A 24543-nucleotide genomic window follows, 5' to 3' on the forward strand; every position below is an offset into this window, starting at 1 on the left:
TGAACCCTGCTCAAAAATATTCGTTATTATTGTATTAAAGCAACAAATTTAAAATGGATAATAATTTTTCCTCACAAGTAAAAGAAATCATCTCGTTCAGTCGCGAGGAAGCCTTGCGGTTGGGGAATGATTTTATCGGTACGGAGCATTTGCTTCTGGGCTTGATTCGTGAGGGTGACAATACTGCGGTTCGTATTCTGAAAAGCTTTAACGTTGACCTGTATGAGTTAAGAAAAGAGGTGGAACTGGCTGTCAAAGACAAAACGGGTAAAAATATTGCCAACATCAACAGTTTGCCGCTTACCAAACAAGCAGAAAAGGTGATCCGGGTCACGGTATTAGAAGCCAAAGCCTTGAAAAGCCCTACAGTGGAAACCGAGCATTTGATGCTTTCCATACTGAAGAACAAAGAAAACATAGCTACTCAAATTTTAAATCAATTCGACGTGGACTACGATTTATTCAGGCAGGAACTGGGCATGGTCAAGTCAAACGACGTACGTGCCGAATATCAGGAAGAGGGTGATGATTTTGACGATGATGAAAAGAAATACTCGCAACAAAAAGCCAAACAGGCCGGTGCTACCAAAAGCAAGACCCCTGTGTTGGACAACTTCGGCCGCGACATCACCAAGCTCGCCGAAACCGGTACCCTCGATCCCATCGTAGGCCGGGAGTCGGAAATCGAACGGGTGTCGCAGATCCTCTCGCGCCGCAAAAAGAACAACCCCATCCTTATCGGGGAACCCGGCGTGGGTAAGACCGCCATCGTGGAAGGCCTGGCCCTGCGCATCGTGCAGCGGAAGGTATCCCGGGTGTTGTTCGACAAACGGGTGATCTCCCTGGACCTGGCGGCCCTGGTGGCCGGTACCAAGTACCGCGGCCAGTTTGAAGAACGCATGAAGGCGATTATGAACGAGCTGGAAAAGAACCGCGACGTGATCCTGTTCATCGACGAGATCCATACCATCGTGGGCGCCGGCGGCGCCAGCGGTTCGCTCGATGCCTCCAACATCTTCAAGCCCGCCCTGGCCCGTGGCGAGCTCCAGTGCATCGGCGCCTCTACCCTGGACGAGTACCGCATGTACATCGAAAAGGATGGTGCCCTTGACCGCCGCTTCCAGAAGGTGATGGTGGATCCCCCGAGCGTGGACGATACCATCCTCATCCTCAACAACATCAAAACGAAGTACGAAGAATACCACAACGTGATCTACGACCAGGAAGCCATCGACGCCTGCGTAAAGCTCAGCGACCGGTACATCACCGACCGCCTGCTGCCCGACAAGGCCATCGACGTGATGGACGAAGTGGGCGCCCGGGTGCACCTGAAGAACATTAACGTTCCCCAAAACATCCTGGAGCTGGAAAAGAAGATCGAAGACATCAAGGTGGAAAAGAACCGCGTGGTGAAAAGCCAGAAGTTTGAAGAGGCCGCTGCCCTGCGGGATACCGAAAAACGCCTGGGCGAAGAGCTCGAAAAAGCCAAGGCCCAGTGGGAAGAGGAAAGCAAACACAAGCGTTATCCCATCGGGGAAGAAGAGATCGCCGAAGTGATCAGCATGATGACCGGCATCCCCGTAAAACGGATGGTGGAAGCCGAGACCGAGAAGCTGCGCAAGATGTCCGCCGAAATGAGCGGCATGGTGGTTGGGCAGAACGAGGCCATCCAAAAGGTGGTCAAAGCCATCCAGCGCAACCGCGTCGGCCTGAAGGATCCCAAAAAGCCTATCGGCACCTTTATCTTCCTCGGACCTACCGGGGTGGGTAAAACCGAGCTGGCCCGCGCCCTGGCCCGCTACATGTTCGATACAGAGGATGCCCTCATCCGCATCGACATGAGCGAATACATGGAGAAATTCACCGTTAGCCGCCTGATCGGTGCGCCTCCCGGATACGTAGGTTACGAAGAAGGGGGCCAGCTGACCGAACGGGTACGCCGCAAACCCTACAGCGTGATCCTGCTGGACGAGATCGAAAAGGCCCACCCCGACATCTACAACATCCTGTTGCAGGTGCTCGACGACGGCCAGCTGACCGACGGCCTGGGCCGCAAGGTGGATTTTAAGAACACCATGATCATCATGACCTCCAACATTGGCGTACGCCAGCTGAAGGACTTTGGTGAAGGCGTTGGGTTCGCCACCGCTTCGCGCATCCAGAATGCCGATGAAGCCAACAAGGCGGTGATCGAAAAGGCCCTGAAACGGACCTTCTCGCCCGAGTTCCTGAACCGGATCGACGATGTGATCATCTTCAACTCGCTGAACAAAGAGCACATCTTCGAGATCATCGACATCCTGATGAAGGGCGTGCTGAAGCGGCTGAACAACCTCGGCTTCAGCCTGGAACTGAGCCCGGAAGCCAAGGAGTTCATTGCCGATAAAGGCTACGACCAGCAGTTTGGCGCCCGCCCGCTGCACCGGGCGATCCAGAAATACCTGGAAGACCCGCTGGCGGAGGAAATCCTGAATATGAGCATCAAAACCGGCGATGTGCTGGTGGTGAATCTCGATAAGGAGGCTGGCAAGCTGACCTTTGAGCTGAAAAAGACCGTGACCGAAGAGTCGAAAGCATAATACCCGAAATATTTAACCAAAGGCTGTTGCTTGCAACAGCCTTTTTTTTGTTGTTTCATTTATTGTGTTCAATTTTGCGTTTGTTCATGGAAAACAAGAAAATAAATATCACCATTGACGGATGGTCGTCCTGCGGGAAGAGCACGATGGCCAAGCAGCTGGCAAAGATCCTGGGGTATATTTACGTGGATAGTGGCGCCATGTACCGCGCCATCACCCTGTATTTTTTGCGGAACCATATCGACTGGACCCACAGTAAGGACGTACGCAATGCCCTGAAGGAGATTTCCCTCCAGTTCCATTACAATCCTAAAAGCGAGAAGTCGGAAATGTACCTGAACGGGGAAAACGTGGAATACGTGATCCGCGACCTGGTGATTGCCGAAAAGGTCAGCGAGATCGCCGCCATTAAAGAAGTGCGGGATTATGCCGTGGCCCAGCAAAGAAGAATGGGGAAAGCCAAGGGCGTTGTAATGGACGGCCGGGATATCGGTACCGTGGTGTTCCCGGATGCCGAGTTGAAGATCTTTATGACGGCCGATAATGCCGTTCGGGTGGAACGCCGCTTCCAGGAACTGTACGAGAAGAATCCCAATATCACCATCGAGGAGGTAAAAGCCAACCTGGAGCTTCGGGATTATATCGATTCGCACCGCGACATCAGTCCCCTGCGCAAAGCCGACGATGCCTATATCCTGGACAATACCAACCTGACCCCGAAGGAGCAGCTCCAGAAATCCCTGAGGTGGGCCCAGCAGATCATAGCCAACGAGGAAAAGCTGCAGCCCGCAGGGTAGCTCCACCGTTGTAGAGGATTGTTCTCAGCTCATCCAACATATTTTCCTGACCGCCGGTGCCACAGCGCCGGCGGTTTTCTTTTTTGGCCTGGCATGATTTTTTTTAACAGGCACCTGCTTTACGCCGCCGGTTTTCCGGCGGCATTTTTTTTTCATTTTCCCGACTGCATTTTTTTCCCTTGCAGCAGTGGGTATATATTATAACCTTTTGTAAATCAATGGCCGGTTTTTAATAACCGGCCATTAGTGGTTTCCTGCCATTGTCATCACCTTCCTGCTTTCCATTTTCCCGTCTGCAGCGGCACCCGGTTTTACCGCTGTGCCGGTTTCCTGTTGCTCATTCGCGGGTAAAATCGGGGAAAATGGGGCGCAGAATAGCCGGAAAATGGGATGGAAAGGTCGGAATGCGGGCAAGGGGCCATTTATTGTAGAGGTTTATATACAATCTCTGCAGTAAGCGTCTGGGGGCGGTTGTGTAACTTGTTGATGCTGAGCTTAAAGCTCATCTGGCATAAAACTTATTTATATTAACACGAAACGCTCAGTTACCAATCCAACACTCATCCGATCTCCTGCCGATTAGCCACCATGATTGAAGTAGAGTACAACCTCTTTATTTCAGAATCAGAGATACTCCACCCTAGAAACAAGCCATTTTTTTTCACATTTTAATCTCTGAAAAATGAAAAATTTTTTATGCACTTTGTTCCTGCTTTGTTCTTTTGTTTCCTCCATGGCTCAACTGCGCATCAACGAAATTTATTCCAAGCCGGTGAACGGCGATGTGAATAAGGAGTTCTTCGAACTGGCGCTGGATCCCAATGCTCCCGCATCGGAAAATTCGGACGGCTATGTCTTCATGACCTACTTTGAAGACGCCACCGAAAAAGGCGTTTATGTCATCGATATGCCTTTTCGGGATATTGCCCCGGGCACCTTTATATTCGGTGCCGCAGGCCCCAGGTTTTCCAAGTACCAGGATAGCAAAACCTTTACCAGCACACCGGTAAACTGGAACGGCACCATTTCGTCCGGATGGGCCAAAAAATTCACTTTTAACGGCACCAGCTGGAGCGCTGGGCTGGATATGAAGAATAAGAATATCAATAACGTTTTTTCCAAGTCGCTTCCGGATCTGGGGTATAGCGACATGGTAGCGCTCCTGTTCAAAAAAGAGAGCGGGGGTATGGAGCTGATCGATGGCTTCATTGCTTCGGAAGCGGAAGACCGTTTTGAAGTGCCCGCTTATATCCAGGCCCTTCCCCCCCTGACTATTCCACTGGTCCGCTTCGAAATGCCCAATGAAAACGTAACCATCAACTTTGGTTCACTGGGTAGCGCCGAACTGTGGGCGGTTGCCGCTGCTGATTTTGCAGGCGACGAAGGGTATTATTTCTGCGGTTCCTGGGACCAGCCGGGATCCGGGCAATTCCTGACACCCAACTTTACCAACACCTCCCTGCAGGGCAATCCGCTGCAGGCCATTACCAATTGCTTCCCGGAAAGTAACAAGGTTACCTTCACGGAGGTATCGGGCCAGGTTAGCGCTTACCCGGTGACCGCCTCCCTGTATGAAGACCGGGACATGAACATGCAGTTAAGCGAAGGTGATGTAAAGTACTCCCAGATTGTCATGAAAAGACAAGGCCAGACCTACAGTATGAATAAACCGGTGGGTAACAACTTCATCCTGGTGCTGGATGGCTCAGGCCAGTGCTTCGACGATGTGATTCCTTTCTTCTGCGACCCGGCCATTGTCACCCCCGTCACCTTTATTTCCTTCAACGGCCTGCGCAAAGGCGCCAACGTAGAACTGAACTGGCAGACCGGCTCGGAAAGCAATAACAAAGGCTTTTACGTGGAACGCAAAAACGGCAGCGGCGAATGGGATCGCCTGGCGTTTGTTTCCAGCAAAGCTACCGGTGGTTCCAGCTCTTCCACCCTGTCTTACTCCTTCAATGATGCTAATAACGCCAGTGGCGTCACCCAATACCGCCTGCTGCAGGTAGATTACGATGGAAAGAGCGCCCACAGCTCCATCGTGTCGGTTCGTGGTCAGAGCCAGCAGGGAAGCACCGTGGTCTATCCCAACCCCAGCAGCAACGGATCCGTGAACGTCGTGTTCGACCAGGCCGTTACCCTGCGCAATGTGATCATAACCGATATGGTGGGCCGCGTGATCCAGCAATGGAAAAACTTTGGCAGCAGCAGCCTGCAGATCAACAACCTGAAGTCCGGCATGTACAATATCATGATTCAGAATATTCAAAGCGGAACACACACAGTTGAACGAGTGTCAGTAAACAGGTAACCAAGTACTCTTAGCGTTTTCAATCCGGAAAAGGGTGGCCATGAGCCGCCCTTTTTCTTTTGCAGCTGCCCGCAGGAGCAGAATGTGGTGGCCATTTCGGCCGGAATACTCCCCAATTCAACAAATTGTAGCGGAACAATGGAAAAATTGGCATTTCCCAACGGGACCATTTTTCGCAGCCGGCAGGTTTCTTTGGGGCAAATGGAGATTTAATCTGTTGATAACCTGTGGGTGGCGCCGGTGGCCCTGCCGGCCCGGCGGCTAAGCGTGGCTCCGGAAAAATACGGAGCGGGCAGGGGAAAAATCCTTAGAGGCCCCGCTGTACGGCAGGCGGAAAGCCCCTGCCAGAGGGAGGTGAGACCACCCTCTGGCAGGGGCTTGATTTTTGTGGCAAATCTATGTTATTAAAATGTTATTTATTAAATGCTGAGTTGTAGTGTTAATTGCTGTGTTCGGTAGATTTTTGGCACAAATTTTCTTTCAACATTAACAGAAACGCAAGCGTTTTTTCCCCAATTCCTTCCGATTCCTCTGATTTTCCGCAAATGATCGAAGTAGGGTTTTACTCCCTTTATTTCTGCATCAGCAATATTCAACTCCCTATTCGCTAACCTTTTTTTCACTGTTAAATCTCTGAAAGATGAAAAATTTTTTATTCTCTTTTGTTTTCCTGTGTGTGTCGATGATGGGTGCAGCCCAACTGCGCATCAATGAAGTGTATGTAAAGCCGGTAAACGGAGATGTGAACACCGAGTTTTTTGAACTGACCCTGGACCCCACTGAAACCTCTCCCGAAAACGCAGACAGTTACGCCCTGTTGGCTTTTTACAATACCGGGTCGGAGCAGGGCGCGTATTTGTTCGACATGCCCAACCGGAGTATCGCCCCCGGCTCCTTTTTATTTGCTGCAGCCGGTCCCCGGCTCTCCCGCTACCAGGACAGCCGGCAGTTTTCCAGCACTCCTCACCTCAACTGGAACCTGGCCCAGACCGCCACTTCCAGCGCCTCGGCCAAGAAGTTCGTGTACAACGGCAGCACCTGGGATGGGGGTGCCTCCCTGGCCGGCAAGAATGTGAACGACGTGTTCAGTAAAATGACTCCCATGGACGGGTTTGGCGACATGGTCGTACTGCTGTTCCGCAAGGACGGCTCCACCATGGACCTCGTGGATGGTTTTATCGCCTCCGAAGCCGAAGACCGCTTTGAAGTACCCGACTACCTGCAAAACCTCAATGACCTTTCCTTTCCGCTGCTGGTGGGCGGAGCCTCCAGCACCGTAAAGATCGAGTTTGACGAACTGGATGACTTCGAACTGGGTGCCGTTCCCATGGCCGACTTCATGAGCGAGGACGGCTACTACTTCTGCAGCTCCTGGGACCAGACCATCCCGGGCCAGTACCTGACGCCCAATGCCATCAACTCTTCCCTGGAGGGCGATCCGCTGCAGGCCATTACCAATTGTGGCATCGACAGCAACTTTGTGGAAGTGGCGGAAGTATCCGGGCAGGTAAGCCCTTACCCCATCACCGTTTCCCTGTACCTGGATAACAATAACGACCGGGTGCTGGACCTGAATAGCGGTGATACCAAGTATTCGCAGATCGTGATCAAAACCCAGTCAAGGATGTATAAAATGCCCAAACCGGCGGGCAACAACAACTTTATCCTGGTGCTGGACGGCCAGGGAAAATGTTTTGACGACATTATCCCCTTCTTCTGCGAACCCGAGATCGTAACACCGGTGACGTTGAAAAACTTTACGGCCGTGCGCCGGGGCGTGAACGTTGTTTTGGACTGGCAAACCGCCAGCGAAAGCAATAGCAGGGGCTTTTATATCCAGCGCCGGAAAGGAGCCGCCGACAACTGGGAAACCGTTGCCTTCGTGAACAGCAAGGCCCCGGGCGGCAACAGCACCTCCGACCTGGCATATACCTACAATGATGCCTATAATGCCGCGGGCGAAACCCAGTACCGCCTGCTGCAGGAAGATATCGACCGGAAACACCACTACAGCCCTGTGCTGTCGGTCCGCGGACTGGATCAGGCAGGAACGGCAACCGTATACCCCAACCCCAGCGGCAGTGGTACGGTGAATGTAGTGTTTGACCAGGCTGCCACCCTGCGCAATGTGATCGTCACCGACATGACGGGCCGCATGGTGCAGCAATGGAGGGGTATCCGCAACAACAGCCTGCAAATCAATAACCTCAAGGCCGGCCTGTACAACATTATGATCCAGGATGTACAAAGCGGTACTCAGGCAGTGGAACGGGTGGCCGTAACCGGCAACCGGTAATTTCTTCAGATGTGCAATAAAAAAGGGTGGCAGGTTGCCACCCTTTTTTTGAAACGCAGGTAATCCGGAAGAACTGCTGCCTCCGGCGATAAAGTTTATTTCTTCTGGGAGGGGATGTCCAGCAGGTCCACTTCGAATACCAGCACCGAGCCGGCCGGGATGGATCCTACTTCGTTCACCCCGTAACCCAGTTCCTGGGGAATATAGAGTTTGTACTTGGCGCCCTTCGACATTAATTGCAGCGCCTCGGTCCAGCCCTTGATAACACCGGTTACCGGGAAGGTGATGGGTTCGCCTCTTTTGTACGAATTGTCGAACTCGGTACCGTTGATCAGGGTGCCCACGTAATTCACGGTCACAGTATCGGTAATGCCGGGTTTGGAGCCTTCTCCTTCTTTCAGCACTTCGTATTGCAGGCCGCTGGCAGTGGTTTTTACCCCCGGCTTGGATTTATTCTGAGCCAGGAATTTTTCCCCGGCAGTGATATTACCCTTTGCTTTGGACTCCTGGGCCTGGTTGATGATGCTCATCATTACGCCATTGGCCTGCTGGTCGTTCAGCAGCGGGCTCTTTTTCACCATGACATCATTTATCGCTTTAGTAACCAGGGCGGTGTTGATATTGGTAATGCCCTGTTGTTTATAAAAGTTGGCGACGCTGATGCCGATGGCATAGCTGGCCGAATCGTTCAGGGTTTTCAGGGAGGTGACCGCACCGGCTTTGGCGGCGGCAGGTTTGGCAGCGGGTTTGGCAGCAGGTTTCTTGGCTTGTCCGAAAGCAACCAGGCCGGAACCCATCATCAGGACTACAAACAGTTTTTTCATTTTCTATGAATTAAGTGGTAAAAGTAAGACGCAATAAAGCGAGACCTGCCCCCTTTATTGTTTTCGGAAAAGTTATCGCATTCCGGTTGCTAAGATAAGTCCCAAATGCAGATGGCGGGCGCACCGGCGGCCGGGTACTAATAAAAAGGCCATAACCGGAGGTTATGGCCAGGAAATTATGCAGGAGGAAGTGCTTATTTCGGGTAAACGGTCTTTACTGCTTTAAGATCGTAGGTGGTAAAACCGGTCCAGCTGAGGCAAACCGCATTCATGACCGACTTGGAATCGGTGTCGGGCGTGCCTTCGATCCATTCGCCGGTAGCGCTGTTGGTGTGCGAAAACCCAATGATGTGGCCCAGCTCGTGGGTGATGGCAAATACCTTCATGGCATCGGCCAGGCTGTTTTTATACGTGTTGATCACCATGCGGTTGCCGGGGTTGCCGTAATAGTCGGGGTATCCTCCGGTAGCCACGGTCGAGGAAACCGAATAGGTGGTGGTGACTTTGGTAGTGGCACCGGTGGTGGTATTAATGCGGGTCATGTACACCCGGCTGCCGGTGGCATTCCAGTTGGCGATGGCTTTGTCCAGGGCGGTCAACCAGGCGGCAGGAACGGTAGCGTCAGCGTAGATTTTAATAGTATTGACTTTGGTAGGCGTGATCAGGTAAAAGTGCGAACGCTGGGTGGTGGCGCTGGGCGGGTTGGCGCCTTTGTCGCCGAAGCGTACCTGGGCGTCTTCCAGGCTTACATAAGCGTCCTCTTCCACTACAAATTGCTTTTCCGCTTCGTTGTACACAACGCTTTCAGCGGTAACGCCTAAAGACTCGGCTACGGACTGTTTCAGGGTAGCGATGTTCGTAGATGCGGCAGCGTTTTCGGCAGGGGCGGATACTTCTTCCTGGAAAGAAGATTTAGAACAAGATTGTAAGATCAGCAAAATAGCTACGGCCAAGGTTAAGGTGAATCTCTGCATCGGGCTAAGTTTTTTCGTTAGTAGAGCTAAGATAGAACTGCCTCTGCCATTTTCGGGAGTTATTCGGTAGAGCCCGGAAAACCTTCGGTGAACCCCTTCAATAGCATATGCTATAGTCGGGTAAATGCTGGGGTGGTTTCTTAAGTATTTGTTAATCAGTTCCTTGTTGTGGAGCGGGTTGAAGCGTAGGGATGGCGTTACCCATTGGGGTGGAAGGGGATTTTCGGCTAACCGTTACTGTAGAGCTTGTTTTACCCTCTTATGGACGAGTTCGCCTATGTATCGAAGTTAGGCCGAATGCAGCAGAGATACTGCAGGGCTTTTGCACGTTTCTCCGGTGGTTCGTATACATTTGACATCCACGGGAAACCGGTATCGGGTGAAGCGCCGGGCCCGGAAAAAATTTGAAGCTTATGAATGATTATAGCCGGACAGTCCAGGTACGGTGGTCGGACCTGGACCCTAACTTCCATATACGGCATTCGGTTTATTACGACTGGGGCGCATTTTGCCGGCTGGAGTTTTTCAACGATTTTGGCTTGACGGCCGGCGTATTGCAGCAATTGCACCTGGGGGTCATCCTGCTGCGGGAGGAATGTGTTTTCCGCCGGGAAATAAAATCCGGAGATAACGTCACCATTGACATGAAGCTCATCAAGGCGAAGCGCAACTATTCGCGTTGGAGTATCCAACACCATATTTATAAGAATGTGGATACGGTTTCCGCGGTGGTAACTGTTGAGGGTGCCTGGATTGATGCACGCCTTCGGAAGCTGATCAGTCCCCCCGACGAAGTGCTGCAGGCCTTTGCGCAGTTGCCGCTGGCCGAAAACTTTGAATGGCTCGACAAGCAAAAGCCATGAGGCAGGCTCATGGCTTTTGGGTGAAAACAGGTTTCCTATTCCCGCTGCAAGGGCAGTGATTATTCGGTGGCAGCAGCTGCCTCGGTTTCCATGCCTGCGTCCGTATCCGTGGCGGGGTCCGTTTCTTCCGTGAACGTTTCCGGTTCGGCTGTTAGCCCGGGATAGGTGAGGTTAATCGCCATCAGGTCGTAATCGGTAAAGCCGGTCCATTGCAGGCAAACCGAGTTCATGATCGATTCCGAATCGCGGTAGGGCGTGCCTTCGATCATGGTGCCGAAAGTGCCGTTGGTGTGGCTGAACCCGATGGTATGGCCCAGTTCATGGGTCAGGGCGAAGATCTTTTTGGATTCGGCCAATGAGTTGAAATAGGTATTAATAGTAATCCTGCGGCCCGCATTGCCGTAATAGTCCGGCAGGGCGCCGGTAGCGATGGTTCGGTAGTCCATGAAAGCGGCGGTTACCCGGGTGGTGGTGATGGTGGGGTAGGAGGTTCTTTCCATGTGCACCCCGCTGCCGGAGGCATTCCAGTTTTCAATTGCCTGGTCCAGCGCAGCGATCCAGGCCTGCGGCACCGTCCGGTCCACATAAATGGTGAGGGAGCCGATCTGTTCCGGGTCGACCAGGAAATAGCTGAGCATATGCTGGGTGCCATTTACCGCGGAGCGCAGCCCCATCCCTTTTGAGGTAAACCGCATCCGGGCATCCTCGAGCGATATATAGCTGTCCTCTTCAATCACAAACGCTTGCTTATCGGCTGCATAGACAACGGTTTCCATGGGCATGCCGGTTGCCTGGGCAATCGATTCCTTTAGCTGGGTAATATTGGGCGCCGCAGCAGCGGCTTCTTCGGCGACAGTTGACTTTTTGCAGGAACTGCAAAGAAGGAGCGAAGCCATTGCTGGCAGGACGAGTTTTCCCGGGAGATGTAATAAAGTCCGCATAGATGTGGTTTGAGGTTGAGGGGTGAATAAAATGAAGGTTACGAACTCAGCCATTTTGGCCGGATTTTGCCAAAAACGTATACTTCCAACGGAAATATTGTTTTCAGGTAAAAGAATTGATCGGGATCAATTTTATATAGTGGATGAGTCTAATAAGATGCCCCCAACAAGCCCAGCCTTCCTTTTGCGCAAAGGGATTCAAAGCCATACCGGTAAGGATATGGCTTTGAAGATCATCCCGTGACGGCAGCCGGCCTACTTAGGATAAATGGTCCGGACTGCTTTCAGGTCGTTCTTGGTAAAGCCATCCCAGCTGCGGACCACCGAATTCATCACTGAATTGGGGTCGAGTTGGGGGGTGCCTTCCACGAGCTCACCGGCAGTGCCATTGGTATGCGCAAAACCAATGGTGTGCCCCAGTTCATGGGTGATGGCAAAGACCTTTTTGGAACTCGTCAGGCTGTTTTGGTACGTGTTGATCGTAATCCTCCGTCCCGGGTTGCCATAGTAATCGGGGTAGGCGGCAGAAGCAATGGTGCTGGACTGCGCATACGTAGCCGACACGATGGTAGTGGCGGTGGAGGCCGACCATACCCGCTTCATTTTTACCATGCTGCCTGCATCGTTCCAGTGTTCGATCGCATCTTCCAACGCCCTTTTCCAGGCACCGGGCACCGACGCATCCACATAAATTCTGATGGTGCTTTCCTTGGGAGGAGCGATCAGGAAATAATGCGCCATCTGGGTAGTGCCGTTGACGCCGCTTGGCGGGGCTGCGCCCTTGTCGCCAAACCGCAAGACGGCATCCTCCAGGGTGACGTAACTGTCCTCCTCCACCACGAATTGCTTTTCCCGGGCGTTGTACACCACCTTGTCCGGGGTGGTGTACAACGCCTGCGCTACGGATTGCTGCAGGGCGGCAATGTCATGACTTTCGGTTGCGGGTGTTTGTTCGGGGATGTCCGACCGTTTACAGGATCGGAAAATCAATAACAGGGCACAAGCCACCGTTAAGGTTAGCATGATTCTTCGCATAGGATTTTTGTTTTAATAAGCGAATTGGGATTTCAATAAGGGATTTCACCGCTGGCTCAGCAATTTTTCAGCCTAAGTGATAAGCGGGCCAGAAAACGGGTGGAAACTTGATGCTGATCAAAAAAACCGGGCAGGAAGGGAAAACCGTATCGCTGCGGCTAGGTGGATTTGCGTAACCGCCGAACCGGGAATTTTCGCGTCCGGCGCTTAAGGGTGGCCGGCAGGGCTGCCGAATGGTTGGTAAAAATTGGGGCGAAAAGGAGGCATTCATTTTTTATGCCGCCGGAACACAGGCGGCTGAATGTTATTTCGCACTGGGGGCCGCAGGCGAGATCATGTGGGCATACTGTTCGCTGTAGCGGGCCAGCAACTGGCGGATCACCGCATTTTCTTTAATGGGCTCCAGGCAGGGTTTCAGCAGCTCGTGCCGCTCGTCTTTCATTTCCATCGGAATATAACCCATTCCAAACAGGCTGCCTTTTTCCACCAGGATGCACGAAAGTTCGTTGGGCTCCCGGCCTTTGTCGAGGACCACGTAGGAGGGGCGGTGCTGCAGCGACCCGATGGCATCCGCCACCCGTTGGTTATAGGTCTCGGGACCTTCCAGCTGCTCGCAGGCGCCATGGCAATAGTGTTCCAGCAGGCCGATGCATTTTTCCCGGTCCACCTGGATAAAGCACAGCCGCGGGCAGAGCTCGAAATTCTTGATGAGCTTTTTGAGAAAATTATGGACGTCCACCTTGTAATGGAAGCTGCAGACCGGCGCACTGTGCCTTCTTTTTTTGTCGATGACCAGCCGCTTGTAGCCGTTGCGGTCTTCGTATTCATAAATGCCGAAAACCTCTTCCTGGTTTTTCTGGGCCTGGTTGAAGGCGGGCCACAGGCGTTTGATCTCGGCGGCCTCCAGGATGGAGGCCATCAGCTCCGTGGCGCATTCCTTAAAGGAAATGGAATAGGTATGGCGTAAAAAGTTCTGGCGCTGGCGGCCGCCGGAATTGGTGCTGAAGTGGCTGTTGACCCGCTTTTTGATGTTTTTGGCCTTGCCTACATAGATCACCTTGCCCTTGTTGTCGTGGAAATAATACACACCGGGGCAGGTAGGCAGTTTGGAAAAATGCTCGTGGGGGACGTTGGGGGGCAGGGCCTTTTCTTTCGAATGGTGCAACAGGCTGGCCGGGATGCACCCTTCCTTGTCGTTTTCCAGCAGCAGGCGAAAGAGGGTGGCCGTCGCTGCCGCGTCGCCGCCGGCGCGGTGGCAGTGGTCGAGGGTGATGTCGAGTGAACGGCACAGCTTGCCGAGGTTGTAGGAGGGCAGGCCGGGAAAGATCTGCCGTGACAGCCGCACGGTGCACAGCTTCTTTTCGTTCAGGCTGTAGCCGCAGGCTTCCAGGTGGCTTTTTAAAAAGGAATAGTCAAAGTTGACATTGTGGGCGACAAAAATATTGCCCTGTAGCAGGCGGTACACTTTTTCGGCGATCGCTTCAAAGGCCGGCGCTTCCTCCACCATGTCGTTGCTGATGCCGGTGAATGCCTGGATGTAACGGGGAATGGGCAGGCCGGGATTGACCAGGGATTCAAAGCGCTCGGTCACCTGTCCGCCGTCGAATACCTGGATGGAGACCTCGATGATCCCGTTGGCGGCCGCATAGCCGCCGGTTGTTTCAATATCTACGATGGCATACATTCCCGTGAAGTACTTTTGACGCGTTCGAAAAGTTTTCGAAGTTCTAAATTTTTTAGCAATGCAGCAACCTTTTAGTAAATTATTAATGTTTGAGAACAGGCTGCAAAAGGTTTTCCGGCATTTGAGCCGGCAGGCCGCCCGCCAGGGTGTCACGTGCTACCGGGTGTACGACCATGACCTGCCGGAAGCGCCCTTCCTGATCGAGGTCTACGGCGACCGCCTGTATGCTTCGGAATACAAACGCCGCCATGCCCTCTCGGAGGAGGAGCATGAGCGCTGGCTGGAAGAAAGCAGGACCGTTATGAGCCGGGTGACGGGCATTCCCGAGGAGAACATCTATCTGAAGCTGCGCCAGCGCAAAGCCGGGCGGCTGGGCCAGTACCAGAAACTGGACGAAAGCCGCCGGGAATTCGTAGTAATGGAAAACGGCCTGAAATTCCGGGTCAACCTGGCCGACTACCTGGATACGGGGCTGTTCCTGGACCACCGTACCACCCGCCAGATGGTGCGAGAGGCCGCCGGCGGCAAAAGGGTGCTGAACCTTTTTTGCTATACCGGCTCCTTTTCGGTCTATGCGGCGGCCGGCGGTGCGGCGGAGGTGGTTTCGGTCGACCTGTCGAAAACTTACCTGGATTGGGCGCAACGCAACATGGAGCTGAACTTTCCCGGTTTTCCCCATAAGATCCTGCAGGCCGACGTGCTGGGCGAGCTGAAGAAGATGCCCGAGGCCTCTTTCGACCTGATCGTCATGGACCCGCCCACCTTCAGCAACAGCAAGCGCATGGAGGCGTTTCTGGACATCCAGCGCGACCATGTGGAGCTGATCGGGGACTGCCTGCGCCTGCTGCGCCCGGCAGGGGTGCTGTACTTCAGCACCAACTACACCCGCTTTGAGCTCCAGGCCGCCCGGATCCCGGCCGCCGAGATCAGGGATATTACCAAGGCCACCACGCCCTTTGACTTTGCCGGCAAGCTGGCCCGCCAGTGCTTCCGGATCGTGAAATAGGAGGCCCAAAAGCAAAAAGGCAGGAGCCCCTCAACTCCTGCCTTTTTGCTTTTTGTTGGGTTCGCCCGGATCAGTACAGGAAATTCAGGGCCTCGATATCATTGCTGTTGAAGGTGCGGTCGCCGCCGTTGGAGCAGGCCAGCATCCACGAGTTGGCGTCGGGACCGCTGGGCGTGCCGGGAATGAGGATGGCGCCGACGCTGCTGGCGCCTTCGTTGGAGGCCGAACCCCCGCAGCTGTAGGCCCGGTTCATGTAGTCGGTATGGCGGAAGCCGATGCAATGGCCCAGCTCGTGCTGGATCACCGACCCTACGTAGTTCACATCCGGATTGGAGCCGTAGGCGTACTGGTTGGTATTCATCTTGATCTCGCGGTAGGGGTCGCCCTTGGAAGAGGGGAAGCCGGCGCTGCCCAGGGTGATGTAGCCGCCCGAGGGTGGCTGGTTAAAGCCCCGGATGTTTATGGTGGGCTTGCCGCTGGTGACAAACTGGAACTTGAGCTGCAGGTTCAGGGCATTGAAACGGCCAATGGCCAGCTTGGCCCCGTCAATATAGGCCTGTCCAAGGCTGGAGGTGCCTACCGTAATGGTTCGGGGCAGGCCGGTAACCAGGTACGTAGTCCGGTACTGTTCGGAATTGGCCACCCGCAGCGTGGGGGAGGAAGAAGGAGCGCTGTTCAGCAGGTCGGGTGTCAGCAGGATGTCGCCTTCCACCAGGTAGCCTTCATCAGTGGCATGGACATTCTGGGTGCTGAAGCCCAGGCTTTTGATTTGGCTGAGCACGGTTTCCGTTACCTCGGGTGCCGGATTTTTGGTTTCTTTTTTACACTGGGCTAAGAACAGGGACAGCCCGCATCCCACGGCCAACAGGAGAAGCGTTTTCTTCATGGTTACTGTTTGTTTTGTTATAAATAAGGTTCAGATCAGGCCGGGTAGGCCTTATATCGGTAGTAAAAGCAGATGAGTTAATATTTGGTTAAATTAAACAAAAGAATTGATGAAACAGCTATGATTTTTCATCGATACGAACGGACCCTTAGGTCCTTACTCATAATATACGTAGGCACCTTCAGCGCTAAACGGCCGGGCTTCACCGATTTTTTCGGGCAACTGAACGTTTTTAAGATTTTTTTAGAATAAACTGGGCTATAAGTGATTGAAAATTCCTAATTTACATCAGAATTCAAAAGCACACGGACAGGAATTTATCTACAGAAAAATCAACGGCTAACTGCAAACGCTCCCTACCCTAATCCTGACGGCTGGTCCCAACAGCCCGGGCGTGTACCCGCAAACAACATTCAATCGCATAAACCAAGATTGCTCATGAAAAAAGAATTCCTGGCCCCTGAATCGATCTTTACGGTTCACTTTTTCCCAAAAAATTCGCCGGCTGCCGGCGGTCCTCTTTTTGCCCATGCTGCGCAAGGGTTCCCCGGAAACCCGGCCCTCCGGCCCTGCGGCACCAGGCGACTTCCCTGATCATCTTTTATTTGTTGACCATTTACGGCTTCGCCCTGGTGTTACCGGTGCAGCCGCTGAAACCGGTCTATCTCTCTATTCCTGAAGGATTTTTTCGCTTCGGATAGCATTCTTTTTGCCCGTTCCATCCCTACCTTATTGATGCTCCCTGATATACTCCGGCCTTCGCTTAGGCGAAACCGGTAGTATCGAAAAGCGGCTGCGGGCCTTCCTTTTCCCGCCTTCTTTTCGCCTTTCCCTACCTGATGAACAGCCGGCGGTACGGTGTTTCCGCTTCCTTTTAAGAAACCACTTACTCATTCATATTTAAACTATTGTTCCATGGAAAAGTTGTTGCTTGCCATAGGTGTGTTCGTTATTGCCTTATTTACAGGTTGTGTGAAAGAAATGACGCCGGAAAACGTTTCCCAGGAGCTGCCTGCCTCTTCTGTCAAACAATCCCTGACGGACCTGCGCCGGCCGTACATGCCGCACCGGGTGCTGGTAAAATTCAAAAAGAGCACCGGTACGGAAAAAAGGCAACGGGCATTAGGACTGGTAAGCGGCAAGCTGAAAGAAATGGTGTATACCCAAATGATGAAGGAAACAGGCGAAGAAGGCGTGTACGTGCTGGATACGCCCCTGGAGGTGAAGCTGGCGATTGAAAAGATGAAAGCCTCGCCGGACGTGGAATACGTAGAGCCCGATTACCTGGTGACGGCGGCGGCCACTACCTCCGATCCTTATTATACCGGCGGCGAACTGTGGGGGCTGAACAGCAGCTCTTACAGCACCAAGGCGTACTCGGCCTGGAAAAATGACCACACCGGTTCCCAGTCGGTTTATGTAGGCATCATCGACCAGGGCGTTCAGGTAAACCATCCCGACCTGCAGTCCAATGTCTGGGTGAACCCCTACGACAAGCCGGACGGCATCGACAACGATGGGAACGGCTATATCGACGATGTCAACGGCTGGGACTTCTGGAACAACGACAATACGGTTTATGATGGCGGCGCCACCGGCACCGAAGACCATCACGGCACCCATGTGGCCGGCACCATCGGCGCCCGCAGCAACGGCAACGGCGTGGTGGGCATGAACTGGAAAGTAACAATGATCTCCTGCAAGTTCATGGGACCCCAGGGCGGCTATGTCAGCGGCGCCATCAAGGCCCTGGATTACCTGACCGACCTGAAAAAGAGAAAAGGACTCCGCATTGTGGCCACCAATAACTCCTGGGGCGGCGGCGGCTACTCCCAGGCGATGTACGATGCCATCGAGCGCAGCAACGCAGCCAATATCCTGTTCGTGGTGGCTGCAGGCAATGGCGGTGCCGACGCCATCGGCGACGACAACGACCTGACGGCCAGCTATCCTTCGGGCTATACCAATGCCAACGTGATCGCCGTGGCCGCCATGACATCGAGCGGCGCCCGCTCCAGCTTTTCCAACTACGGCAAAACTTCGGTGGATATCGCAGCGCCCGGCTCCGACATCCTTTCCACCATTGCCGGCGGCGCTTACGGTTATTTAAGCGGCACTTCCATGGCAACCCCCCACGTTACCGGCGCCTGCGCCCTGTATGCGGCCTCTCGTTCTTCGGCAACGGCAGCTACCATCAAGAGCGCTATTTTGAGCAAGGGCACCTCCACCACTGCTTTTTCGGGCAAGACCGTCACCGGCAAACGCCTGACCGTCAGCAGCTTTTAAAGCGCCGGAACCGATCGTATTCCCATAAAAAATGGAGGCCGGACAGCCTCCATTTTTTTGTAGTGCACCGGCACCTATGCAGTGGGGAAGAGGGAAGTGGGGATTCCTGTGGAGCCTTAAAGGGTTTTGAGTACCTCGTTCATGCTGCGCACCGCGTCGGCGCTTTTGGCGAACAGGGCCGTTTCCTCTGCGTTGAGGTGGTAGTCGAGGATCTGTTCCCAGCCGTTCTCGCCCACGATAACGGGAACGCCCATGCAAATATCTTTCTGGCCGTATTCGCCATCGAGCATCACGCTGCAGGCAAAGAGCTTTTTTTCGTCGCGCAGGATGCTTTCCACCATGGCGGCCCCGGCGGCTCCCGGTGCATACCAGGCCGATGTTCCGATCAGTTTGGTCAGGGTGGCGCCGCCTACCATGGTGTCGGCGATGATTTGCTTTTGCTGTTCCTCGGTCAGGAAGTCGGTGACGGGCACGCTGTTCCAGGTAGCGTAGCGCATCAGCGGGATCATGGTGGTATCGCCGTGTCCGCCGATGACGAGGGCGTTGAGGTCGGAGGGCGAGCAGTTCAGGGCCTTGCTCAGGTAACATTTAAAGCGGGCGCTGTCGAGGTTGCCGCCCATACCCAGTACCCGGTTTTTGGGAAGACCGGAAGCCTCCAGGGCCAGGTAGGTCATGGTATCCATCGGGTTGCTGATGACGATCAGGATGGTGTCGGGGGAGTGCTGCAGCACGTTTTCGGCTACGGAGCGTACGATGTTGGCGTTTACACCGATCAGTTCCTCCCGGGTCATGCCCGGTTTGCGGGGTAAGCCGGAGGTGATCACCACCACCTGGGAACCGGCCGTTTTCCGGTAATCGTTCGTGGTGCCGGTAATTTTCGTATCAAAGCCCAGCAGGGCGGCGGTCTGGGTCATGTCCAGCGCCTTGCCTTCGGCCACGCCTTCCTTAATGTCCAGTAAAACCAATTCATTGCACAACTCTTTCCGGGCTATATTATCAGCTACCGTGGCGCCAACGGCGCCGGCTCCTACAACTGTTACTTTCATGCGTAAGGGTTTAAGTGAGGTGAAAAGAACTATTCGATAAAGGAAAATCTTACGGACAAATATAGGCGAATGGATAAAACGCGCTGCCGTTTTTACTATATGAGCGGCAGCGGTAAAAAGGGGGTTGAAAAGGAGCCTTTTACCCTTTATTCTTTTTCTTTTTTAGCCTTCGGGGTCTTCGATTCGGGACTTTGGCCGAATATTCCCAGCGCCTTTTGCAACGGCATCGAACCTTCATGGCCCATTAAGAGGGCGCCCTTGCGGTTGTAGAAGGCCAGGTAGGGAAGGCTTTTGACATTGTAAAAAGGCGGCAGGATAAAATGCACGTCTTTGCCCACCACTACGTTGGGCAGCTCGGTCAGCCGGTATTTCTGCACAAATTCGTTCATCATCCAGATGGGGTGCAGGGTGGCCATGACGATATGAATGTTTTTGATTTCTTCCTTGTACTGCAGCATTTCTTCGGCGGTATGCTGGCAATGGCTGCAGTCGGGACTGAACAGCATGATCAGCACCGGCTTATTGCCGGGAATGCTGGCCTTGGTGTACTTGGTGGTGCTGTCGCCCAGGTACAGTTGCAGGGGCGGCAGGGTAGGGAAGCGCTTGTAGGGTGGCAGGGTGGTGTCGGCCTGGGCAAAGGCGGCGGTTTGGCAGAAAGCCAGCAGGAGCAGCAGGATGTACTTCATGCGCAAAGAAAGGAGAAGTTTACGAGTTTACAAGTTCACAGGTTCACGAGTTCGTTCCTGAGTTCAAAGGTTCTTAAGTTCGACGGGAAGTTCCCAATTCCCAATACCCCAATATCCTAATCCCTCAAAACCTTTTGCCGCCTGTTTAAAATTCTCTTAGTTTTGCCTCCCTGATTTAGAAACAGTAAATTTCAAATTGAATATTTTTTTATGGCAAGTACTGCAGATATCAGCCGCGGTTTGATCATCAAATTAGACAACAGTCTTTACAAAGTGGTGGAGTTTGGCGAGAACAAGACCGCCCGGGCGGCTGCCAAAGTATGGGCAAAGCTGAAGGGTGTGGACAACAACCGCACCATCGAGCAAACCTGGAACAGCGGCGACACCATTTATCCTGTGCGCGTAGAACGGAAAGAATACCAGTTTTTATATAAAGATGAGTCGGGCTATAACTTCATGGACAACGAAACCTTCGAGCAGGTAAGCGTTCAGGAATCCCTGGTGGACGCCCCCCAGTTTTTGAAGGACGGCCAGGTGGTATCGGTGTTGTTCAATACCGAAACCGAATTGCCGATGACCGTGGAACTCCCCGATAAGATCGTGGTGCTGGTGACCTACAGCGAGCCCGGCATGAAAGGCGATACGGCTACCCGCACCCTGAAGCCGGCTACCGTGGAAACCGGCGCTACCGTGATGGTACCCCTGTTTGTAAACGAAGGCGAACTGATCCGGGTGAACACCAAAACCGGTGAATACGTAGAACGGGTAAAAGAATAATCGCTGATTTAATTGCTTTAACGAATCGGGCTGATGAAACAGATTGCTCTTCTGGAGTGGACGAAAAAGGTTCAAACAGCGGTTATGCCCGTTGCCGGAAGCAGACTTCTTTAGATAGAAAAGGGTTCTCGCATGCGGGAACCTTTTTTCATATGTCTGCTGCCGCCGGCCTTCCGCGCCTTTTCCGGCCGCGACAAATCTTCTCCAAGGAAGTTCATCAGAAGTCCTATCTTCGACGCCCTGTTTACAATAAATTTAACATAAATTGAAACAAATGGATTTCAAGCAAATACAGGAGCTGATAAAATTGGTCAACCTTTCCAATATCGGTGAAATTACGGTAGAACAGAAGGATTTCAAGATCACTATCAAGCAGAAAGAGGAACAGGTGACCCACGTGGTTGCCGCCGCACCGCAGGCTCCTGCAGCCGTTTCCTTACCCCAGCAGGCACCCCAGCAGGCCTTACCCGCCGCCCCCCAGCAACAGGCCGCCCAGCCCGCCGCCGCCCCTGCCAATACCGTGACCATAAAAAGTCCCATGATCGGTACTTTTTACCGGAAACCCGCCCCCGACAAACCCAATTTCGTGGAAGTGGGCGACGAAGTATCCGTAGGCAAGGTGGTCTGTGTGATCGAAGCCATGAAGCTTTTCAATGAGATCGAAAGTGAAGTGAAAGGCAAGATCGTCAAGATCCTGGTTGAAGACGCCTCTCCGGTGGAATACGACCAGCCCTTGTACCTGGTAGAGCCGTTCTAACGTCAATTTTTAAAAACCGGGTAACCGGCCCCCGTAGCCGGGGGAGGGCCCCCGAATGCGGAAATAAAGCTGACGTACAGCTTGGATTTTCACATGTTCAAATTTTATCAATGTTTAAAAAAGTACTGATTGCCAACCGTGGTGAGATCGCCCTGCGCGTCATTCGTACCTGCCGGGAAATGGGCATCAAAACGGTTGCTGTATACTCTACTGCCGACAGGGACAGCCTGCACGTAAAGTTCGCCGACGAAGCTGTCTGTATCGGCAAACCCACCAGCAGCGATTCCTATTTGAATATTCCTCACCTGATGGCGGCGGTGGAGATCACCAATGCCGATGCCATCCACCCCGGTTACGGCTTTTTGGCCGAGAACGCCAAATTCGCACAGATCTGTGCCGACCACGGCATTAAGTTCATCGGTCCCAATGCCGCCATGATCGCGAAGATGGGCGACAAGATATCCGCCAAGGAAACCATGATCGCTGCCGGCGTACCGGTAGTGCCGGGCAGCGAAGGCCTGCTGCAAACCCTGGAGGAAGCCAAAAGCCTGGCCAAGGCCATGGGGTACCCTGTTATCCTGAAAGCCACCGCCGGCGGCGGCGGACGCGGCATGCGCATCGTTTGGGAAGAAAGCGAAATGGAACGGGCCTACAACACGGCCAAGATCGAAGCCGGCGCTGCTTTCAAAAACGACGGCATTTACATGGAGAAGTTCGTAGTGGAGCCCCGCCACATCGAAATCCAGGTTGCCGGCGACCGTTATGGTACCGTTTGCCACCTGGGCGAGCGGGATTGCTCGATCCAGCGCCGCCACCAGAAGCTGGTGGAGGAGTCGCCTTCTCCCTTCATGACCCCCGAACTGCGCCACAAGATGGGCGAGGCCGCCAAGAAGGCCGCCGCCGCCATCAACTACGAAAGCGTTGGTACCGTGGAGTTCCTGGTCGACAAGGACCGCAACTTCTACTTCATGGAAATGAACACCCGGATCCAGGTAGAACACTGCGTTACGGAAGAAGTGATCAACTTCGACCTCATTAAGGAGCAGCTGAAGATCGCCATGGGCGAGAAAATCTCCGGCAAGGATTACGAGCCCCAGATGCACGCCATCGAGTGCCGCATCAATGCCGAAGACCCCTATAACGACTTCCGTCCTTCCCCGGGCCGCATCACCACGCTGCACCAGCCCGGCGGTCACGGCGTACGGGTGGACAGCCATGCTTATGCAGGCTATGTGATCCCCCCTTATTACGACTCCATGATCGGCAAGGTCATTACCGTGGCCCAGACCCGCCAGGAGGCGATCGACACCATGTACCGTGCCCTGAGCGAGTACGTGATCGAAGGAGTGAAAACCACCATTCCGTTCCACCTGCAGCTGATGAAGAACGAACAGTTCCGTTCGGGCAACTTCACCACCAAGTTCCTGGAAGGCTTTAAAATGCAATAAGCAATTGACAATAAGCAATGAGCAAAAGAGAGAGGGAGCAATCCTTCTCTCTTTTTATTTTGCCTATTGCCTATTGCTTATTTTTCCCCGCTCTCGAACAGGCAAAAGCTGCCGCCCACCCAATCTTTATCCTTGTTGTAGTTGACGCCGATCATTTTTCCCTTGCTCAGGCGGGCAAGGTTGTTGGTGGCAAGGGGGCGGGGAGCGCCGGGTGGCCAAAAGTAGAAAAGCCGCAGTTCGGCCTTGGCGCCTTCATCCGGCGTTTGAATGAGGGGGGCATAATCCACTTTCTTTTGCAGGATCCAGTTTTCCCCATCGGTGATCCGTTCGATATCCTGCCCCGTAACGTCAATGACCACGCCCTGCCCCGAGAAGGAGAACAGGGGTTTTAATACATAATTTTCCAGATCGGGCGGGAGGGTTTCCAGCTCGTTGAGGAAGGCCGTTTCGGGCACGCAGGGATGCTGCAGAAACGGCAGGGTGAACTTGCTGAGGCGGTAAAACCAGTTGGGGTGCACCACCCATTCCACGTCCAGCTCTTCTTGCAGGATTTTTCCTTTTTCGCGTACTTCCGGCGCCTGCTGCAACAGCTCATCGAAGATGAGGCGGTTGTAAATGCGGTGGATGGCCGTTTTCTTACCCTCGCGGTAATAGTACAGGTTTTTCCCTTCCTTACTGATTTCCGTCAGGCAAACCGGGTGAACGCCCAGCAGGTCGCGGGTGGCATAAAAGTCCACGCGGGTTTTCTGGCGGTGCGGGAAGAGTTCCAGCAGCACCACGTTTTCCGGCCGGTGGTCCCCGACAATAATGTGGCGGAGCAGGGCCACATAAGAGGGCCGGTCAAAGCCGTTCAGGAAGGGGCTGAAGCCTGCCGGCAGGCTGAAATGCCGGGCGGCCGCTTCGGGCAGGGCCAGGTGCCAGGCAAAGAGGCTGGGAAATCCCTGCAGCTCGATCAGCCGGGGCTCGGGCGCGCCGGAAGCCCCCCTACAGAGTCCGAAGTCCAGCACCATAAATTCGGGGCAAGGCGTTTCGTTGGGTACCCTCAGGGCCGGGGGGATGGCCCGTTCGCTTTGTTGCCGGTAGCCGGGCTGCAGCAGCAGGTCGACGACGGCTTCGGCCGTATCGATCATTTGGCGTGTAACGGATGAGGGGACGAATACCGGCGTTTCGGCCAGGCGGAATTCCAGGCTGCCGGGATAAATGCTGCCCAATTCGTGTAGGTAAGCGGCATATTTTTCGGGTGTAAAGCCGGCGTTGTATTGCTGTCGGAGATGCGGGATCATAAGAGGAATGTAGAATGTAAAATTTAGAATGTAAAATGTAAAATATGGAAGAAAGAATAAATGA

At 53.6% G+C, this 24543-nt stretch carries 19 protein-coding genes; 10 read left to right on the plus strand and 9 right to left on the minus strand.

The window, feature by feature from the left end; all coding sequences use genetic code 11:
• Window positions 1-53: 53 nt before the first annotated feature.
• The 4 genes from V9K67_RS08525 (at window position 54) to V9K67_RS08540 (ending at window position 7983) form a co-directional block, all read left to right on the plus strand.
• On the plus strand, window positions 54-2579 hold the full coding sequence (locus V9K67_RS08525) for an ATP-dependent Clp protease ATP-binding subunit (RefSeq protein WP_336721472.1): 2526 nt from the start codon (window positions 54-56) through the stop codon (window positions 2577-2579).
• A gap of 86 nt (window positions 2580-2665) precedes the next feature.
• A complete protein-coding gene (cmk, locus tag V9K67_RS08530) occupies window positions 2666-3376 on the plus strand; it encodes a (d)CMP kinase (RefSeq protein WP_336721475.1) in 711 nt (236 codons plus the stop codon).
• Window positions 3377-4058: 682 nt separating this feature from the next.
• The gene (locus V9K67_RS08535; RefSeq protein WP_336721477.1) at window positions 4059-5687 is read left to right on the plus strand and encodes a T9SS type A sorting domain-containing protein; all 1629 of its coding nucleotides are present in this window, start codon (window positions 4059-4061) and stop codon (window positions 5685-5687) included.
• Between the two features lie 640 nt (window positions 5688-6327).
• Entirely contained in the window at window positions 6328-7983 is a 1656-nt protein-coding gene (locus V9K67_RS08540) for a T9SS type A sorting domain-containing protein (RefSeq protein ID WP_336721480.1), read from the plus strand.
• Window positions 7984-8078: 95 nt separating this feature from the next.
• Here V9K67_RS08540 and bamJ read toward each other — a convergent pair whose 3' ends face one another.
• The gene (bamJ, locus tag V9K67_RS08545) at window positions 8079-8807 is read right to left on the minus strand and encodes a BamJ family beta-barrel-assembly machinery protein (RefSeq protein ID WP_336721481.1); all 729 of its coding nucleotides are present in this window, start codon (window positions 8805-8807) and stop codon (window positions 8079-8081) included.
• 194 nt (window positions 8808-9001) lie between these two features.
• Window positions 9002-9781 carry a M57 family metalloprotease gene (locus V9K67_RS08550; RefSeq protein WP_336721484.1) on the minus strand — a complete coding sequence of 260 codons (780 nt, stop codon included), beginning with the start codon at window positions 9779-9781 and terminating at the stop codon, window positions 9002-9004.
• Between the two features lie 413 nt (window positions 9782-10194).
• Here V9K67_RS08550 and V9K67_RS08555 point away from each other — a divergent pair, with 413 nt between their 5' ends.
• Window positions 10195-10644 carry an acyl-CoA thioesterase gene (locus V9K67_RS08555; protein ID WP_336721486.1) on the plus strand — a complete coding sequence of 150 codons (450 nt, stop codon included), beginning with the start codon at window positions 10195-10197 and terminating at the stop codon, window positions 10642-10644.
• Window positions 10645-10703: 59 nt separating this feature from the next.
• On the opposite strand, the gene V9K67_RS08560 is transcribed toward V9K67_RS08555, so the two are convergent.
• From V9K67_RS08560 to V9K67_RS08570, 3 genes are all read right to left on the minus strand, one after another.
• On the minus strand, window positions 10704-11540 hold the full coding sequence (locus V9K67_RS08560; RefSeq protein WP_336721487.1) for a M57 family metalloprotease: 837 nt from the start codon (window positions 11538-11540) through the stop codon (window positions 10704-10706).
• Between the two features lie 300 nt (window positions 11541-11840).
• The gene (locus V9K67_RS08565) at window positions 11841-12620 is read right to left on the minus strand and encodes a M57 family metalloprotease (protein WP_336721489.1); all 780 of its coding nucleotides are present in this window, start codon (window positions 12618-12620) and stop codon (window positions 11841-11843) included.
• Window positions 12621-12924: 304 nt separating this feature from the next.
• On the minus strand, window positions 12925-14304 hold the full coding sequence (locus tag V9K67_RS08570) for an exonuclease domain-containing protein (RefSeq protein ID WP_336721490.1): 1380 nt from the start codon (window positions 14302-14304) through the stop codon (window positions 12925-12927).
• 85 nt (window positions 14305-14389) lie between these two features.
• On the opposite strand from V9K67_RS08570, the gene V9K67_RS08575 reads away from it, so the two are divergent.
• Window positions 14390-15310, plus strand: a complete 921-nt coding sequence (locus V9K67_RS08575) for a class I SAM-dependent methyltransferase (RefSeq protein WP_336721492.1) — start codon at window positions 14390-14392, stop codon at window positions 15308-15310.
• A 70-nt stretch (window positions 15311-15380) separates the two neighbouring features.
• Here V9K67_RS08575 and V9K67_RS08580 read toward each other — a convergent pair whose 3' ends face one another.
• Window positions 15381-16196 (minus strand): M57 family metalloprotease, encoded by an 816-nt coding sequence (locus tag V9K67_RS08580; RefSeq protein WP_336721493.1) that lies wholly within the window; start codon window positions 16194-16196, stop codon window positions 15381-15383.
• Between the two features lie 915 nt (window positions 16197-17111).
• Here V9K67_RS08580 and V9K67_RS08585 point away from each other — a divergent pair.
• Entirely contained in the window at window positions 17112-18482 is a 1371-nt protein-coding gene (locus V9K67_RS08585) for a S8 family peptidase (protein ID WP_336721494.1), read from the plus strand.
• 116 nt (window positions 18483-18598) lie between these two features.
• Here the strand turns inward: V9K67_RS08585 and mdh are convergent, their stop codons facing one another.
• Together mdh and V9K67_RS08595 are read right to left on the minus strand one after the other, a co-directional pair.
• Window positions 18599-19528, minus strand: coding sequence for a malate dehydrogenase (gene mdh, locus V9K67_RS08590; RefSeq protein WP_336721495.1), 930 nt, complete (start codon window positions 19526-19528; stop codon window positions 18599-18601).
• Between the two features lie 146 nt (window positions 19529-19674).
• Window positions 19675-20214, minus strand: coding sequence for a TlpA family protein disulfide reductase (locus tag V9K67_RS08595; protein WP_336721496.1), 540 nt, complete (start codon window positions 20212-20214; stop codon window positions 19675-19677).
• Window positions 20215-20424: 210 nt separating this feature from the next.
• Between V9K67_RS08595 and efp the strand changes: the two genes are divergently transcribed.
• The 3 genes from efp (at window position 20425) to accC (ending at window position 23196) form a co-directional block, all read left to right on the plus strand.
• Window positions 20425-20991 carry an elongation factor P gene (gene efp, locus V9K67_RS08600; RefSeq protein WP_336721497.1) on the plus strand — a complete coding sequence of 189 codons (567 nt, stop codon included), beginning with the start codon at window positions 20425-20427 and terminating at the stop codon, window positions 20989-20991.
• Between the two features lie 274 nt (window positions 20992-21265).
• A complete protein-coding gene (gene accB, locus V9K67_RS08605; RefSeq protein ID WP_336721499.1) occupies window positions 21266-21748 on the plus strand; it encodes an acetyl-CoA carboxylase biotin carboxyl carrier protein in 483 nt (160 codons plus the stop codon).
• 110 nt (window positions 21749-21858) lie between these two features.
• Window positions 21859-23196 carry an acetyl-CoA carboxylase biotin carboxylase subunit gene (gene accC / locus V9K67_RS08610; RefSeq protein ID WP_336721501.1) on the plus strand — a complete coding sequence of 446 codons (1338 nt, stop codon included), beginning with the start codon at window positions 21859-21861 and terminating at the stop codon, window positions 23194-23196.
• 77 nt (window positions 23197-23273) lie between these two features.
• Here the strand turns inward: accC and V9K67_RS08615 are convergent, their stop codons facing one another.
• Window positions 23274-24479, minus strand: a complete 1206-nt coding sequence (locus tag V9K67_RS08615) for a hypothetical protein (RefSeq protein WP_336721504.1) — start codon at window positions 24477-24479, stop codon at window positions 23274-23276.
• Window positions 24480-24543 lie beyond the last annotated feature (64 nt).

Origin of the sequence: Huijunlia imazamoxiresistens (assembly GCF_037132455.1) — a bacterium.
Lineage (GTDB): Bacteria > Bacteroidota > Bacteroidia > Chitinophagales > Chitinophagaceae > Flavisolibacter > Flavisolibacter imazamoxiresistens.